The sequence below is a fragment of the Acidimicrobiia bacterium genome (assembly GCA_041394025.1).
GTDB lineage: Bacteria > Actinomycetota > Acidimicrobiia > IMCC26256 > JAOSJL01 > JAOSJL01.
Map to the genome: position 1 here is coordinate 512938 of JAWKJA010000004.1, position 15703 is coordinate 528640.

Genomic DNA, 15703 nt, shown 5'->3' on the forward strand with positions numbered 1-15703 from the left:
GGCTTCCGCGGCCGCTGTATGGTGCGAATGCACTAGAACGGGGAACGGTCGGCGTCCGGCACCACGCCGGTACAGTCGCCGACGAGCCGGTGAGACCAAGGGAGCGACGATGACCGAAGCGCCCGAGCCGACCACGGCGCCCGGCGGCGCCCGCAGCGATCCGGCCGAGGCGGACCTCACCCCCGCACCGGACACGATCGACGTGTCCGAGTGGGCGGGCGGGATCCCCCAGGTCGGCGGGACACCCCCGCACGTGCGGATCGGCCGCCGCTGGGTGAACCTGCTGTGGATCCTCCCCGTGCTCGCGGCCGTGATGGTCATCGCCGTGGCCGTGGCCCAGGGGCTCCGGGCCACGAAGCCCGTGCAGAACTTCATCGCCACGAACCCGGGCACCGTCACCACACCCGAGCCTCCCTACACGGGGTTCCCCTGGTGGCTGCGTTGGCAGCACTTCTTCAATCTGTTCTTCATGATCTTCATCGTGCGCGCCGGGCTCCAGATCCTCGCCGACCACCCGCGGCTCTACTGGAACCGGCATTCCACACCGGGCACGGAGTGGTTCCGCTTCCAGAAGCCGGTCCCCACCGACCGGATCTGGACCGCCAAACAGGACTCCGTCAGCCTGCCGCGTTGGTTCGGTATCCCCGGGATCCGCCACTCGATCGGGCTGGCCCGCTGGTGGCACTTCGGCGTCGACCTACTGTGGCTGGTGAACGGCGTGATTCTCTACGTCCTGCTCTTCGCCACACCGCAGTGGGAGCGGATCGTCCCCACGTCGCTCTCGGTGTTCCCGAACGCCCTCTCGGCGCTGATCCAGTACCTGTCGTTGGACTTCCCGACCAACGAGGGGTGGGTGGCCTACAACGGCCTGCAACTCCTCGCCTACTTCCTGACGGTGTTCGTGGCGGCGCCGCTCGCTCTGGTGACGGGTCTCATGCAGTCACCGGCGATCGCCAACAGGCTCCGGTTCGCAGGTCGCGCGATGAACCGCCAGCTCGCCCGATCAATCCACGTCGGCGTGCTCGTCTGGATGGTGGGCTTCATCATCATGCACACCGTGATGGTGTGGACGACGGGCCTGCTCGGGAACCTCAACCACATCACGACGGGGAAGGACAGCAACGCCTGGACCGGATTCTGGATCTACCTCGTGGCGATGGCCGTCGTCGTGGTCGCCTGGGCACTCGCCAGCCCGGTGACGCTCCGGTACCCGCGGATCGTCCAGCGTGTGGGGCGGCGTCTGGTCGGCCCACTGAAGGGGTTGCTCGAGCACGTCGACCCGAAGCCCGGGGCGTACACCGAGGCCGACATCTCGCCCCACCTCTGGCCGAACGGGACGATGCCCGACTCCGACGAGTACGCCGCCCTGGCCGAGAACGCGTTTCGTGACTTCAGGCTCCGCGTCGACGGGTTGGTGGAGGAACCCTGCGAGCTCAGCCTCGACGACCTCGCGGCCATGGAGCGCAGCGAGCAGATCACCCAGCACTTCTGCATCCAGGGCTGGTCGGGCGTGGCCAAGTGGGGAGGTGTCCCGATGAGCGCCATTTGCGAGGCGGTGAGACCGCTGCCCGAGGCGAGGTACGTGGCGTTCTACTCGTTCGGCGGTGGTCCCGACGGTGGCGTGTACTACGACGTCCACTCCCTCGAGCACATGGGCCACGAGCTCACGCTGCTTGCCGACGAGATGAACGGCGAGCCTCTCGGTCTCGTCCACGGTGCGCCGCTACGGCTCCGCAACGAGGTCGAGCTCGGGTTCAAGATGGTGAAGTGGGTCCGAGCCATCGAGTTCATCGACGACTACGCGCATCTCGGCGGCGGCCAGGGCGGCTACAACGAGGACCACGAGTTCTTCGGCTACCGCATGCCCATCTGAGGGTCCCGCGTTCCGGCCCTCTGAAGCGTCAGACCCGCCAGGAGCAGGATCCCGGCGACGAGCAGCAGCGTCGGGACGTCACCGGAGCCCGTGACCGGGAGTGTCCGTGCCGAGGCCGGCCCGTGTGGAGGGGCAGGGGGCTCGGGAGGTTCCGGCGGCAAAGGTGCCTCCGCCACGATCACCTGCGCGCCGACCCGGATCGGGAAGTCCGGGCCGAACACATCGTTGTCCCACTCGACCTCGGCCTCGTTGGTGATGACGGTTCCCGGCGGCGCGTCGCCTGCGACGAACCCCCTCACCACGAACACGGCGTCGCCGAGCGGCATCAGAGCCGTCGTGCACTCGAGATCGGAGCACGCCCACGATCCGACGCCGCTCTCGAAGGCCATGACCGCCCGCTGCACGAACCCACCGGGCATGTCGGCGACTCGTACGTTCACGGCGTCGACCGGGCCCTCATTGGTGACGATGATCCGCCAGGCGACCGGGTCGCCGGGTCGAACGGTCCCTCCCTCGACCACCTTGATGATCGAGAGGGTCGTGTCGGTCGGCTGCCGGACCGTGACGACGGCGTCGTCGGAGGCCGATCCCGTGTTCCACGACGCGTTCGCGGTGTTGGAGACCTCGCCGTCGGCCGAGGACGCCACGTTGAACGAGAAGCCGAAGGTCGTGGTGTCACCGCGTGAGTAGCTGCCGACGAGGGTGCAGGTGAGGCCGATGCAGTTCCACGTTCCCGAGCCCGACACATGGACCAGGGTGCCGTTGAGGAACTCGGCGGGTGGCGTGTCGCTCACCGTGACGGGGGTGAGCGCCGGCCCCTGCCCGGGGTAGCTCAGCGTGATGGTGCACGAGCCGGAACTTCCGGCGGTGACGACGTCGGGACACGTCTTCGTGACGTCGAGCTCGACATCCAGGTCGATCGTGATCGTGTCGGAGGCTCGCACGAAGAAGATCTCTTCGGGGAACCGGTAGAAGACGACCTTCTCGCTGACGGTTCCCGACACGACACCGGGATCCGTGCGGTAGGTGAAACGGAACCTCTGGTCGGTGCCCGCGTGGTGGTGGTCGAAACGCGCGCAGACGTTGCGTGTGAAACCGAGTACGTCGATGTAGACGTGGGCCCACCCGGGGGACAGGCACTCGACGCTCACGAGCGCCATGTCGGTGGGTGCCTGCTCGGGTTGGACGACGCACTGGAACAGGAACAGGTGGCACACCACGTTCGAGTCGAGGGTCGCCTCGATGACGACCGTCCAGTGGTCCGTGTCGAAGGTCCGGTCCACGAGCTCCTGGTCGATCGTGGAACGACACGTTCCGCAGTCGGGAGCCTCCGGGACCGCGGCCCCGGTGTCGAGGCCCGCGTCGGGTTGTGCGTCGAGCGTGAGGGGGGCACCTGCGTCGGTCCCTACAGCGGGCCCCGTGTCGTCGACGTCCTCGACGACGGCGTCGGGCGCAACGGCGTCTCTGTCACCGTCGTCGTCGGTGATCTCCCCGGGATCCTCCGCCTCGTCGGCGGGTGGCGGTACCTCCTCGTCGGTGCCGACGCTGTCGTCCACGATCTGCGTGTCGAGCGTGACCGGCGTGCCGTCGCCGTCCCCGTCGGCCTCCTGGGCCGATGCGGGTCCCGAGCTCAGTACGAGGAACACGGCGGCTCCGATGGCGGCGAGCAGCGAGCCGAGGAGCAGATGGCCGACGCGCACGCCCGCGGCCGGAGGCGGTCCTGATGTGTCCATGTGCCGGACAGTACCGACGCAGGGCGCCGAGGTGGTCGACCCCTCCAGCGTCGTGGAAGACCGGTCAGTCGATGGTGGGGACGGGCTGAGGCGGTGGCTCGCCGACGTACTCCGCGCTCGGGCGGATCAGCCTGTTGTCGGCCGCCTGCTCGAGGATGTGCGATGTCCACCCGATGACGCGACTCGACGCAAATGTGGGGGTGAACATCTCGCGGGGAACGCCGCACCGGTCCATCACGATCCCGGCGTAGAACTCGACGTTGGTGTAGAGCTTGCGACCCGGTTTCAGCTCCTCGAGCACCCGCACGGCCGTTGCCTCGATCTCCTTGGCGAGCTCCACGTTGTCGCCACCGAGACGTTCGGCGACTCCTCGGAGCATGACGGAGCGGGGGTCGTCGGTCTTGTAGACGCGGTGGCCGAACCCCATGAGCCGGTCGCCCCGCTCGACGCTCTGGCGAATCCACGGCTCGGCGTTGTCGACCTCGCCGATGGCGTCGAGCATGTCGAGCGCGCGGCTGGGCGCCCCACCGTGCAGTGGTCCCGACAGGGCGCCGATACCGCCCACGACCGCCGCGGCGAGGTCGGCGCCGGTCGAGGTGATGACACGCGCAGTGAACGTCGATGCGTTGAAACCGTGGTCGATGGTCGAGATGAGGTACTGCTCGACCGCTCGGGCATGCTCGGACGACGGGATCTTGCCCTGCATCATGTAGAGGTAGTTCGCGGCGTACGGCAGGTCGGGGTGTGGAGCGATCGGATCGAGGCCCTTGTTGAGCCGGTACAGGGTCGTGAGGAACGTGGGAACCACCGCGCACACCTGCATGGCGTTGAGACGCAGTTCGTCGCTCGTGAGGTCGAGTGACGGGCGGAAGTCGAGGGAGCTGCCGAGCAACGAGACGGCGCTCCGCAGCCCGTTGAGCGGTACGAAGGGGTCACCGAGGCGGGCGACGTCGGGCATGAGGGCCATCACGCCGTCGGGGATGTCGCGGTAGGGCTTCACCTCCTCGGTGAACGCCCGGCGCTCGTCGAGCGACGCGGGGAGGGTGCCGTTGAAGAGGAGGTGCCACACGTCCTCGAGCGAGCGTTTCTCGGCGAGCTCGACGGCGTTGTACTGGCGGTAGTGGTAGAAGCCCTCCTGACCGCGGACGTGGCCGATGTGGGTTTCGGCCACGACGACACCCTCGAGCCCGGGAGGCACGTCACCGGCGAGGCGGCCCGCCGGCTGGATCTGTGCGATCTTCATGAGATCGCGCATCGACACGATCCCCTGGAGCACGTTGTCCTCGACGACGGGGATGTGGCGGTAGCCCTTCTCCGACAGCGACTGGAAGGCCTCCGACACCGCACGGTCCGGAGCCACGGTGTAGGGGTCCTCGGTCATCCACTCCGCCACCTTCGTCGCCGAGGGGTCGGCACCTGCGGCAGCGAAGCGCACGAGATCGCGTTCGGTGAGGATGCCGACCGGTCGGTCGCCGTCGACGACGACAACCGAGCCGACACCCAGGTCGTCCATTCGGTCGCAGGCATCGGAGACCGTTTCCGCGGCCGTCGCGGTGACGGCGGGGCTGCTCATGATGTCGGCGACGGTGCGTGCGGTGGCACCCGACGTGTGCGCCATCTCAGCGGATCTCCTCGTGTGGTGGGTGTGCGTGGTCGTGCCCGACAGGCGAGTCTAGAGGTCAGGAAGGGGCTCCGTGTCGCCCTGCGCCGCCACGGAAGCGCCCGACCCCCTCGCGAATTTCGTCCCCGGCGAGGACCGTGTGGCCGTGGGAGAACTCGTTGGCGAGCGCCTCGTCGAGCGGGAGACCCCACTGCTCGTGGGCGGAGAGCCGGTCGGCCCTCATGCACTCCTGGGGGAGGGTGGCCAGCTCGTTCGCGAGGCGCATCGCGCCCGCGAGCGCCCCGCCCGGCTTCGTCTGCCGGTTGACGAGCCCCATGGCGACGGCCTCGTCGCCGCTCACGCCGCGACCCGTCAGAATCATGTCGAGAGCGTGGCCCTGTCCGACGACTCTCGGGAGCCGTACCGTGCCACCGTCGATGAGCGGTACGCCCCACCGACGGCAGTAGACGCCGAACACGGCGTCGGACGCCGCGACACGGAGATCGCACCACAGCGCGAGCTCGAGCCCACCGGCGACGGCGTACCCCTCGACGGCGGCGATGACCGGCTTCGAGAGGAGCATGCGCGACGGGCCCATCGGTCCGTCACCGTCGGGAGTGACGACGTTGCGGTCGGGGCCGCTCATGGCGCCGAGGTCTGCCCCGGCGCAGAACGTGCCCGAGGCACCCGTGAGCACGGCGACCGCGGTGGCGTCGTCCTCCTCGAAGGCACGGAAGGCGGCAGCCAGCGCAGCGGCGGTCGGGCCGTCGACGGCGTTTCGGACGCCGGGTCGGTCGATGGTCACCGTCGTGACGGCACCGTCGGTCTCGACCCGGACGCTCATACGCGGGGGATCTCGTTGAGCGTCGTGATCATCCGAAGGCCCGCCGCCGCCGACACCCGGTGAAGAGACGCGTACTCCGGGTAGAACCACAGCTGCCGGTCGAGCCCGATGATGTGAGCGAGGTAGGCGTTGATGACGCCGCCGTGGCAGAACGCCACGACTCGATGGTCTTCATTGCGTTCGATGATGCCTTCGACCGCAGCCACGACACGCCCGGCGAACTCGCCGATCTCCTCCACGTGGCTGCCGGCGTACGTCTCGTTGGCGAGTTCGTTGAGGTCGACGGAGCCCAGCGCCGCCTCCGCGAGGCGTTGGACTTCCTCGGCGCTCATCTGCTCGAACGGTGTGTAGTGCGCGGCGTGGCGGTCGTACTCGGCGAGGTCATCGAGTATCTCGGGCTCCAGACCGCGCGCGTCGGCGAGTGGTTCCGACGTCTGGAGGGCGCGCAGCATCGGGCTCGACACGATGTGGTCGACGTGTTCGTGGCGCAGCCACTCGGCGACGCGCTTCGCCTCCATCCGCCCCTGGAGCGTGAGGCCCGGGTCGGCGGGCCGACCGTCGGTGGTGTCCGCGTGCACCCGCTCGGGTTGGCCGTGCCGCACCAGGATGAGATCCATCGCGGCCGAAGTTACCGGCCGGGCACGTCCGCGTGTCAGTCGAGGTCGAGTGCCAGGACGTCGGCCAACTCCGCGAGCGCTGCCGCAGGGTCCGAGACCTTGATCGTGTGCATGCCGAGGGCCCGGGCGGGCTTCAGGTTCGGCCCGAGATCGTCGAGGAACACGGCCTCGCCCGGCGACACGTCGAGCCGGGAGCACACGAGCTCGTAGATGGCGGGGTCGGGCTTGCGGAGACCTACGACGGCGGACTCGACGACCACGTCGAAGCGGTCGGCGAGCGCGTTCAGGGCATCGGCCGTCGGATCCGACGACGCTGCTCGGTCGGGGCCCGCCCAGTTGTTCGTGAGTGCAGCGGTTCCGAGGCCCGCAGCCCGGATCCGGTCGATCGCCCGCAGATAGGTGGGACGGGGCTCGGACCCGCGCGTGATCGCGTCGAGGAGTTCGGCGACGTCGACCTCCCCACCCGCAGATCTCGCCTCGGCGTCGAACTCGTCACAGAACTGCTCGAAGGAGAGCTCACCGCGCTCGTGGCGCGACCACGCCCCCGCGTCACCGGTTCCGATCACCACACCGCTGATGAACCCACCCGGCAGCCCGTGTGTCGACTCGTACTCGGCGAACGCGTCGAGTGGAGACGGCAGCACGACACCACCCAGATCGAAGATCACGGCTCTCATGTTTCCGTCACCGGACGAGGACTCCGGGGTTGAGGACGCCGTCGGGGTCGAGAGCTTCCTTGGCGGAGCGCAGGACCTCTCCGAACAGCGGCGGACGCTGTTCTTCGTACCAGGGCATGTGGTCGCGGCCGACGGCGTGGTGGTGGGTGATGGTGGCACCGTTGCGCAGTAGGGCCTCGGACGCCGCTGCCTTCACCGTCGCCCACTGCTCGAGCTGTGCGCCCGGGCGCCCGGGGGCGATCACGGTGAAGTAGGGGGCCGGGCCGTCGGGGTAGACGTGCGTGAAACGGCACGTCACGACACCGCGGGATGCGCCCACCTCGTCGAGGGCGGCACGCACGGTCGTCGTCACGTCGTGGTGGAGGTCGTCGAAGCGGTCCCACGTGACGGAGGTCTCGAACGTCTCGTTCAGCATCCCCATGCCGACGAGTGCGTCGCGCAGGTAGGGCGCGCGCAGGAACGTGCGTCGCCAGGCGTCGGACGACTCGTCGCGTTCGCCACGATCGGTGCTGTCAGCGCGCGTACTGCCGTGGTCGGAGCACAGCTCCTCTGCACGCGTGAGCAGTACGTCGACGGGGTGGTCGGCGGACTCGAACCCGACGAGCAGCACGGCGGAGCTGCCGTCGCCCGCGCCGGCCACCATCGCCTCGACGGGATCGAGGAGACGGCAGTTCGACGGGTGCAGCCCGCTCTGTGCGATGCCCTGGGCTGCGGCGGCGCCCGTTGTGAAGTCGGGGAACCGGAACGAGGCCCTGGCCCGGAACACGGGGCGCTCGCTGAGGCGCATCCACGCTTCGGTGATGACGCCGAGCGCCCCCTCGGAGCCCAGCATCAGGCGGTCGGGGGACGGCCCTGCTCCACTGCCGGGGAGCCGACGGCTCTCGAGGAGGCCTCGGGGTGTCACGGTGGTGATGCTCTCGACGAAGTCGTCGATGTGCGTGTGAAGCGTGGCGTAGTGGCCGCCCGACCGGGTGGCGATCCAGCCGCCGAGTGTCGAGAACTCGAACGACTGCGGGTAGTGGCGCAGCGTGAGGCCGTGCGGACGTAACTGGTCCTCGAGTGCCGGCCCGTAGACCCCGGCCTGGATCCGGGCGGCGCGCGACTCGTGGTCGATGTCGAGGACGCGGTCCAGGAGCCGCATGTCGAGTGAGACAGCACCCCGGTAGCGGTCGTCGACGAGGGGCTCGACCCCGCCCACCACCGAGCTGCCACCCCCGAACGGGATGGCGGCGACCCGGGCGTCGCTGCACCAGTCGAGGAGGCGGGCCACGTCGTCGGCGTTCCGGGGAAGCGCGACCAGGTCGGGGGGATGGGAGAAGTCACCGGCACGCCCGCGCACGACGTCGCGGAACGATCGGCCGTACGCGTGGAGGGCGCGTTCGAAGCGGTCGGTGGTCGTCAGCGCCGCCAGCGTGTCGGGGGGCGCCACGCGAGGATCACGCAGGGCGATGTCGTCGAGGCGTGGCTCCGGGCCGATGGCCGGTGTCGGGATCTCGAAGAGCTCGCCGATCCGCTCGGCGAGGTGCCGCTGCTCCGATGCGTCGAGTGCCGCGTCGGTGTCGCCCCACCCCCAGAAGCTGCGGCCGCGAGTCATCTCCGGACTGTCGCACGTCGAGCAGTCGGCGGGCCAACGCCCGGGATACCGTTTCGGCATGGAGCTCACGGCGAACGTCATCCACGGGGAAGGACGCGACCGCATCCTGCTGCTGGCCCACGGCTTCGGCGCCGACGAACAGGACCTCGGCGGTGTGATGCCGTACCTGGATCCCGACGGGGAACTGCTCACCGTTCTGCCCCGCGGGCCCCTGAGCGCCCCACCCGGATACTCGTGGTACGAGATCGGCGGCGACCCCCGCACGATGACGGAGGGCTTCCTCGCGGCCGTCGAAGCACTCGACGCCTTGCTCGACCAGACCGCCGCCGAGCACAGCCTGTCGCGCGAGGAAGCGGTGGTCGGCGGCTTCTCCCAGGGTGCCGGCCTCGCACTGGCCCTGGCGATGAGGGGCGACCGCCCGCACCCGAGGGCCGTGCTCGTGATGAGCGGCCTCGTGCCGGGTGGGATCGAGCAGACCTTCGACTGGGCAGGGGCGGCCGACATGCCGGTGCTCGTGCAGCACGGCTCGCGTGACCCGATGATCCCCGTGGAGGCGAGCCGGCAGCTCGCGACGATGCTCGCCGAGCACGGTGTTCCCGTCGTGTATCGCGACTACCCGATGGAGCACCAGATCTCCCCGGAGAGCATCAGTGACGCGCGCTCGTGGCTCGCACAGGTCGTCGCGGGGGAGACCCCGAGCGAGCCCGTCGGAGCCGCGGCCCCCGCCGCGGAGCCCGCCGGGCCCGTGCCCGATCTCGACGAGAACGAGCTCGTTCCGTCGGTCACGACGGCCGGGTTCGCCATCCACGTCCTCCAGTCGGAGCTTCCGGTCATCGTCGACTTCTGGGCGCCGTGGTGCCAGCCGTGCCGTCAGGTGTCACCGATCGTGGAGCAGATCGCCGCGATGCGGAAGGGCTCGTACCGGGTCGTGAAGGTCAACATCGACGAGGAGCCCGCCCTGGCGCAGCAGTTCGAGGTCCAGAGCATCCCGATGATCGGGCTGTTTCGCAACGGAGCCCTCGAGGGTCAGGTGCAGGGTGCCAAGCCGCGGCCGCAGATCGAGGCCGAGCTCGGCATGCTCGTCATCCCGTGACGTCGCCGCTGCCGTCGGGGTCGTCTCCGCTGCCGCCAGGACCGCGCCGGGTGACGAACACCATCACGCCGCCACCGACGAGCAGCAGTGCTCCCAGCGCCCCGAGGATCAGGAGACGGGTGTCGGTGGAGTCGTCCTCGTCGGAGATGTCGAGGGACCCGTCGTCCGACAGGACCCGGAACGGCGACGTCGCGTAGACCTCCTCGCCCGAGCACGTGGCGACGACGGCGTAGTCCCCTGGGACGATGTCGGGGGGAACAGAGAGTGTCACCTCCCACGCGCCCGTCCCGTCGGCGGTTGTCTCGCCGGCGGCGCGCTCGGCTCCGAGGTCGCTGAACGCGACCTCCACGAGACGGGTGCCGGTGCCGCACCCCTCACCACGTGCGACGATCTCGGCGCCGGCGGGAGCCTCGTCGGGTGTGACCGTGAACCCCGGCAGCTCCTCGTCGGGCTCGCCGCCCCGCACAGGCCCGGTCCCGGCCAGCAGAACGGCGACGAGAACGACGGAGAAGGCAGCGGGGCCACGGAGGGCTCGGCGTCTCGGCACCCCGGCAGCCTAGGGAGTTCGACGGCCACTCTGGTGGAGCCCCGTTGCATTGGGTGTCCGGGCGGGTCGGGCGGTAGACAGAACGTCGATCCGCAGGCCGACAGGAGCACCGCCATGGCACGCATCGAAAAGGACTCGATGGGCGACGTCGAGGTTCCCGACGACGCCTTCTGGGGTGCGCAGACCCAGCGCGCCGTCGAGAACTTCCCGATTTCGGGTTTCCGCGTCGACCGATCGCTCGTGTGGGCGCTCGCGACGCTGAAGGGCGCAGCCGCGGAGGTCAACCACGACCTCGGCACGCTCGACACGGAGTACATGGAGGCGATCCGCGACGCAGCGGCCGAGGTGGCGGCGGGCGACCACGACGACCACTTCCCTGTCGACGTGTTCCAGACAGGTTCGGGAACGTCGTCGAACATGAACACGAACGAGGTCCTCGCCAACCGGGCGTCGCAGATCCTCGGCCACGAGCTGGGGGCCAAGGCCGTTCACCCCAACGACCATGTCAACGCCGGCCAGAGCTCCAACGACATCTTCCCCTCCGCCATCCACCTCGCGACCTACGCCCAGCTCCGGCGCACACTGGTACCCGCACTGGAGGCATTGGCCGGGGCGCTCGAGGAGAAGTCGGACGAGTTCGCCGGTGTCGTGAAGGCCGGGCGCACCCACCTCATGGACGCCACGCCCGTCACGCTCGGACAGGAGTTCGGCGGGTGGGCCGCCGCGGTCCGGTACGGAATCGAGCGCGTGGAGGCCACCTACTCCCGCGTGGCCGAGCTGCCTCTCGGGGGCACGGCGGTGGGTACCGGGCTCAACGCACCGGCGGGCTTCGCGGCGTCGGTGATCGCGTTGATCCGGGAGCGGGAGGGTGACCTGCCCGACCTCCAGGAGGCCCGCAACCACTTCGAAGCGCAGGGAGCGCGCGACGCGCTCGTCGAGGCGAGCGGTGCGCTGCGAACAGTTGCCGTGTCTCTCACGAAGATCGCCAACGACGTGCGGTGGCTCGGCTCGGGCCCGCGTACCGGCATCGGCGAGATCCGGCTGCCCGAGCTCCAGCCCGGGAGCTCGATCATGCCCGGGAAGGTGAATCCCGTCGCCGCTGAGGCTCTCGCGCAGGTGTGCGCGCAGGTCGTGGGCAACGACGCGGCTGTGGCGTTCGGCGGCGCGGCCGGAAACCTGGAACTCAACGTGATGATGCCGGTCATGGCCCGCAACCTGCTCGAGTCGATCACCCTTCTCGCCGGAGCGTCGGAGACCTTCACGCGCACGTGCGTGCGGGGAATCGAGGCCGAGGTCGAGACGTGCCGTCGCAACGCCGAGCTGTCACTGCCGATCGTCACGGCGCTCGTCCCGGTGATCGGCTACGACACCTGTGCCGACGTGTCGAAGGAGGCCATGCGCACCGGCCGCACGCTGCGGGAGGTCGTGCTCGACCGCGGCCTCGTGCCCGAGGAGGAGCTCGACCGCGTGCTCGACGTCGAGGCCATGGCCCGCGGAGGAGTCCTGGGCTGAGTCGACGCTCAGGCGACGGGGAACGCCACCGTGCCGGCGGGAACCCGGCCGGCGTCGACCTCGGGCCTCGACCAGGCCATGGCGTCGGCGACGCCGTCGGCGACGGTCTGCCACTCCGTGGCGTCCCATCCCTCGGTGGCACCGGCCAGCGTCGTGTCCTGGCGCAGATGCACGAGCGCGGGAAGCGTCTCGATGCCGAGGCTCCGGATCAACTCCTTCTGCGGGTCGACGAACACGAGGTTCTCGTCGGCGAAGTCGCCCAGGACCCTCCGGGCGAGCGACGCCGTCGACGGCCACAGCACCGCCGTCCGGGCGTCGGAGTCGCCGAGCACGCGGAAGATGTTGTCGGCCACAGGTAGGAAGCGCGCAGCGACCGGGTCGTCGGGCAGGACCACCAGGCAGAGGTGGAACATCGTCATCCAGTCGTCGAGCGAGCGCGTCGTGCCCGACAGGCCGGCGACCTGGATGGTGGGGTCCGGATTCTTCGCCACGGGCTGGGAAGCTAGCGCGCTCCGGTGCGCCACCGCCGGTTGTGCGGGTAGCGTCCGGTGGATCCACCGATATGTGCGGGAGCATCGATGACCAGGCGCGACGAGATCCGGATGTCCGACGACGAGGTGGCGGCCATTCTCGACGAGCGTAGGACCTTGCAGGTCGCATCGATCAACGCCGACGGCTCACCGCACCTCGTCCCCATGTGGTTCGTCGTGATCGACGGTGCACCGGCCTTCTGGACCTACTCGAAGAGTCAGAAGATCGTGAACCTGCGCCGCGATCCGCGTATCACCGTGATGGTGGAGGCCGGCGACGCCTACGAGGAGCTCCGGGGTGTGTCGATCTCGGGACGGGCCGAGATCATCGACGACATCGACGAGGTCCTGGCCATCGGTGAGAGGATCTACGTGCGCTACTGGGGCCCGATCACCGACGACACCGTGCGCGAGAGCGTCCGCACCATGGGCGCCAAGCGGTCGGTCGTTGTCGTACGGCCCGACGAGACAGTGTCGTGGGACCACCGGAAACTCGGTGGCGGCTACTAGGAGGAACCGATGGGGGAGATTGTCACGTTCGCGAGCAACGGCCGGACGGCCGACGGCTACCTGGCGGTTCCGGACTCGGGCGCCGGCCCCGGGGTCGTCGTCATCCAGGAGTGGTGGGGTCTCGTCCCCCACATCAAGGACGTGTGCGAGCGGTTCGCCACCGAGGGCTTCGTGGCGCTGGCCCCCGATCTCTTCGGTGGGGAGACGGTCGACAACGCGCATCCCGACAAGGCCGGCGAGCTGATGATGTCGCTCAACATCGAGCAGGCAGCCAAGGACATGGTCGGCGCCGTCGACTACCTCATGGGCTCCGACGCGGTGAGCTCGGGGTCCGTCGGTGTCACCGGGTTCTGCATGGGCGGTGGCCTGGCGCTGTGGCTGGCCTCGCTGCGCCCCGATGCGGTGAGCGCCGTCGTGCCCTTCTACGGCGTGTTGCCGTGGGAGGCCGCCGCTCCCGACTACTCGAGGATCGACGCCCCGGTGCTCGGCCACTACGCTGGCAACGACACCTTCGCCACGCCGGAGTCCGTACGGGAGTTGGAGGCGGAGCTCCGGGGCCACGGCCTCCAGGCCGACCTGCGGATCTTCGAGGGTCGCGAGCACGGGTTCTTCAACGACACACGCGAGGACGCCCACCATCCCGAGGACGCCGCCCGGGCCTGGGCCGACACGATCGACTTCTTCCGGAAGCACGTCACCTGACCGCGACGCCCGGGGTCAGTGGAGACCGAGGGCCTTGAGCATCGACGGGGGGATGGCGTCCTCGCCCCGGGCGAGCATGGCCGCCCGCTCGACGTTGATCGCATCGCGGTCCCGTTCGAGCCACCGGTCCCACGGTCCGGGTGGAATCGCCTCGGGATCGCCGACCGCCTCGACGCACGCGCGCAGGTAGGCCGCCAGGTCGTGGGCCTCGTCGGCGCCGCCGACCGGGCCGTGACCGGGCACGATGGTCGATGCCAGGTCGACGAGAGTCTCGACGACGTTCGCCCAGGTCGCGGGGTCGCCCTGGAAGGCCAACGGAGTCACGCCGAAGAAGCACAGATCACCGGCGAAGACGACGTCGCTGTCCTCGACGAGCACCATCAGGTCGCCTGCCGTGTGGCCGTTCGCCGGGATCACCTCGACCCGGGGCGTGAGCTGCGCCGGGCCGTCCACGACGTGGGTGACCGGGCGCGTCCCGGTGGCCGCGAGGTCGTCGAACTCGCTTTCGAACGCGGGCATGAAGGCCTTGTAGGCGTCGACGGGCATTGCCTCGTCGAGAACCTCGCTCGTCTGGGGCGCTCCGTAGATGGCGGCGTTCTTGAACGCTTGCGCCTTCGTGCCGCCGACATGGTCGATGTGTGCGTGGGTGAGCACGATCCGGCGCACCGGGCTCCCGAGCTGCGCCACCGAGCGGGCGAACGTCTCCCACTGCGAGCGGACCATGAGCGTGTCGATGACCGTGAGGCCGTCGTCGTCGGCGACGACGCCGGCGTTCGACACTCCCGATTCACCACCCGGCTGGAGCCAGGCGAAGACGCCGTCTCCGAGCTGCTCGACCGTCGGATCCGGGTGCCGGCCGCCCTGCGGTGAACCCGTGGAATCGTTCGGTTGGGGCACGCGGCGAGCATATCGGTAGCCTCGAAATCATGTCCGAACGCTCCAGAGACCTGCCCCGTCGTTCCTGTCTGTCCGTTCCCGGCTCGAGCGAGAAGATGCTCGGCAAGGCACCCACGCTCGGCGCCGACATGGTGTTCCTCGACCTCGAGGACTCCGTGGCGCCGCTCGAGAAGGAGGCCGCCCGCGACCTCGTCGTGAAGGCCATCAACGACTCCGACTGGGGCGACAGCGTGCTCTGCGTGCGCGTCAACGCCTGGGACACCAAGTGGACCTACGCCGACGTGATCCACGTCGTCGAGAACTCCTCGGAGCGACTCGACGAGTTGATGCTCCCCAAGGTCCAGTCGGCCGCCGAGATCGTGGCGCTCGACATGCTCCTCACCCAGATCGAGGAGAACATGGGCCGCGAGGCCGCCGTCGGTATCGAGGCGCAGATCGAGACGACCCGCGGCCTCATCAACGTCGAGGAGATCTGTGCGGCGTCGCCCCGTCTCGAGACGATCATCTTCGGGCCGGCCGACTTCGCGGCGTCGATGGAGATGCCGGTCCTCACCGGAGGTGTGCAGATCGACGAGTACCCCGGCGACCACTTCCACTACGTGTTCTCGAAGATCCTCATGGCGGGCCGCGCCAACGGCCTCCAGGTGATCGACGGGCCGTACCTCAAGATCAAGGACCTCGACGGCTTCTACGACTACGCCAACCGCACGCGCACGCTCGGATACGACGGCAAGTGGGCGCTGCACCCCACCCAGGTCGAGGCGTGCAACACGGTCTACTCACCGACCCAGGAGCAGTACGACCGGGCGCACGACATCCTCGAGGCCTACGAGCACGCCACGGGCACCGAACGCCGTGGCGCGGTCATGTTCGGCGACGAGATGATCGACGAGGCCAGCCGCAAGATGGCCACCAAGTTCGTCAGCCGCGGCGAGCGCGCCGGACTCACCCGCTCCTCCGGCTGAATCTACCAC

At 69.3% G+C, this 15703-nt stretch carries 15 protein-coding genes and 1 pseudogene; 6 read left to right on the forward strand and 10 right to left on the reverse strand.

Annotation, left to right across the window (positions count from 1 at the left end; all coding sequences use genetic code 11):
• Positions 1–109 precede the first annotated feature (109 nt).
• Complete coding sequence (locus R3A49_14070; protein ID MEZ5171849.1) at positions 110–1873, forward strand: molybdopterin-dependent oxidoreductase; 1764 nt, start codon at positions 110–112, stop codon at positions 1871–1873.
• Here the strand turns inward: R3A49_14070 and R3A49_14075 are convergent.
• The 7 genes and pseudogenes from R3A49_14075 to R3A49_14105 form a co-directional block, all read right to left on the reverse strand.
• The gene (locus R3A49_14075) at positions 1855–3606 is read right to left on the reverse strand and encodes a hypothetical protein (GenBank protein ID MEZ5171850.1); all 1752 of its coding nucleotides are present in this window, start codon (positions 3604–3606) and stop codon (positions 1855–1857) included. The genes R3A49_14070 and R3A49_14075 overlap by 19 nt on opposite strands.
• A 64-nt stretch (positions 3607–3670) precedes the next feature.
• Positions 3671–4849 (reverse strand): citrate synthase/methylcitrate synthase, encoded by a 1179-nt coding sequence (locus tag R3A49_14080; GenBank protein ID MEZ5171851.1) that lies wholly within the window; start codon positions 4847–4849, stop codon positions 3671–3673.
• Positions 4850–4855: 6 nt separating this feature from the next.
• Positions 4856–5224: pseudogene (locus tag R3A49_14085) on the reverse strand (CBS domain-containing protein).
• Positions 5225–5285: 61 nt separating this feature from the next.
• Positions 5286–6050, reverse strand: coding sequence for a crotonase/enoyl-CoA hydratase family protein (locus R3A49_14090; GenBank protein ID MEZ5171852.1), 765 nt, complete (start codon positions 6048–6050; stop codon positions 5286–5288).
• Positions 6047–6667 (reverse strand): histidine phosphatase family protein, encoded by a 621-nt coding sequence (locus R3A49_14095; GenBank protein MEZ5171853.1) that lies wholly within the window; start codon positions 6665–6667, stop codon positions 6047–6049. The genes R3A49_14090 and R3A49_14095 overlap by 4 nt, the downstream gene beginning before the upstream one ends.
• A 35-nt stretch (positions 6668–6702) precedes the next feature.
• Positions 6703–7344, reverse strand: coding sequence for an HAD family phosphatase (locus tag R3A49_14100; protein ID MEZ5171854.1), 642 nt, complete (start codon positions 7342–7344; stop codon positions 6703–6705).
• Between the two features lie 7 nt (positions 7345–7351).
• Positions 7352–8938: an FAD-binding oxidoreductase gene (locus R3A49_14105; GenBank protein MEZ5171855.1), complete on the reverse strand. Its 1587-nt coding sequence runs from the start codon at positions 8936–8938 to the stop codon at positions 7352–7354.
• Positions 8939–8996: 58 nt separating this feature from the next.
• Between R3A49_14105 and R3A49_14110 the strand changes: the two genes are divergently transcribed.
• Positions 8997–10031 (forward strand): thioredoxin domain-containing protein, encoded by a 1035-nt coding sequence (locus tag R3A49_14110; protein MEZ5171856.1) that lies wholly within the window; start codon positions 8997–8999, stop codon positions 10029–10031.
• On the opposite strand, the gene R3A49_14115 is transcribed toward R3A49_14110, so the two are convergent.
• On the reverse strand, positions 10021–10578 hold the full coding sequence (locus tag R3A49_14115; GenBank protein MEZ5171857.1) for a hypothetical protein: 558 nt from the start codon (positions 10576–10578) through the stop codon (positions 10021–10023). The two genes, R3A49_14110 and R3A49_14115, sit on opposite strands and share 11 nt — an antisense overlap.
• A gap of 114 nt (positions 10579–10692) precedes the next feature.
• On the opposite strand from R3A49_14115, the gene R3A49_14120 reads away from it, so the two are divergent.
• On the forward strand, positions 10693–12090 hold the full coding sequence (locus R3A49_14120) for a class II fumarate hydratase (GenBank protein MEZ5171858.1): 1398 nt from the start codon (positions 10693–10695) through the stop codon (positions 12088–12090).
• Positions 12091–12098: 8 nt separating this feature from the next.
• Here R3A49_14120 and R3A49_14125 read toward each other — a convergent pair whose 3' ends face one another.
• On the reverse strand, positions 12099–12581 hold the full coding sequence (locus tag R3A49_14125) for a hypothetical protein (GenBank protein ID MEZ5171859.1): 483 nt from the start codon (positions 12579–12581) through the stop codon (positions 12099–12101).
• Between the two features lie 87 nt (positions 12582–12668).
• On the opposite strand from R3A49_14125, the gene R3A49_14130 reads away from it, so the two are divergent.
• Both R3A49_14130 and R3A49_14135 read left to right on the forward strand, forming a co-directional pair.
• Complete coding sequence (locus tag R3A49_14130; protein MEZ5171860.1) at positions 12669–13130, forward strand: PPOX class F420-dependent oxidoreductase; 462 nt, start codon at positions 12669–12671, stop codon at positions 13128–13130.
• 9 nt (positions 13131–13139) lie between these two features.
• A complete protein-coding gene (locus tag R3A49_14135) occupies positions 13140–13832 on the forward strand; it encodes a dienelactone hydrolase family protein (protein ID MEZ5171861.1) in 693 nt (230 codons plus the stop codon).
• A gap of 15 nt (positions 13833–13847) precedes the next feature.
• Here R3A49_14135 and R3A49_14140 read toward each other — a convergent pair whose 3' ends face one another.
• Complete coding sequence (locus R3A49_14140; protein MEZ5171862.1) at positions 13848–14729, reverse strand: MBL fold metallo-hydrolase; 882 nt, start codon at positions 14727–14729, stop codon at positions 13848–13850.
• A gap of 29 nt (positions 14730–14758) precedes the next feature.
• Between R3A49_14140 and R3A49_14145 the strand changes: the two genes are divergently transcribed.
• On the forward strand, positions 14759–15694 hold the full coding sequence (locus R3A49_14145; protein ID MEZ5171863.1) for a CoA ester lyase: 936 nt from the start codon (positions 14759–14761) through the stop codon (positions 15692–15694).
• Positions 15695–15703 lie beyond the last annotated feature (9 nt).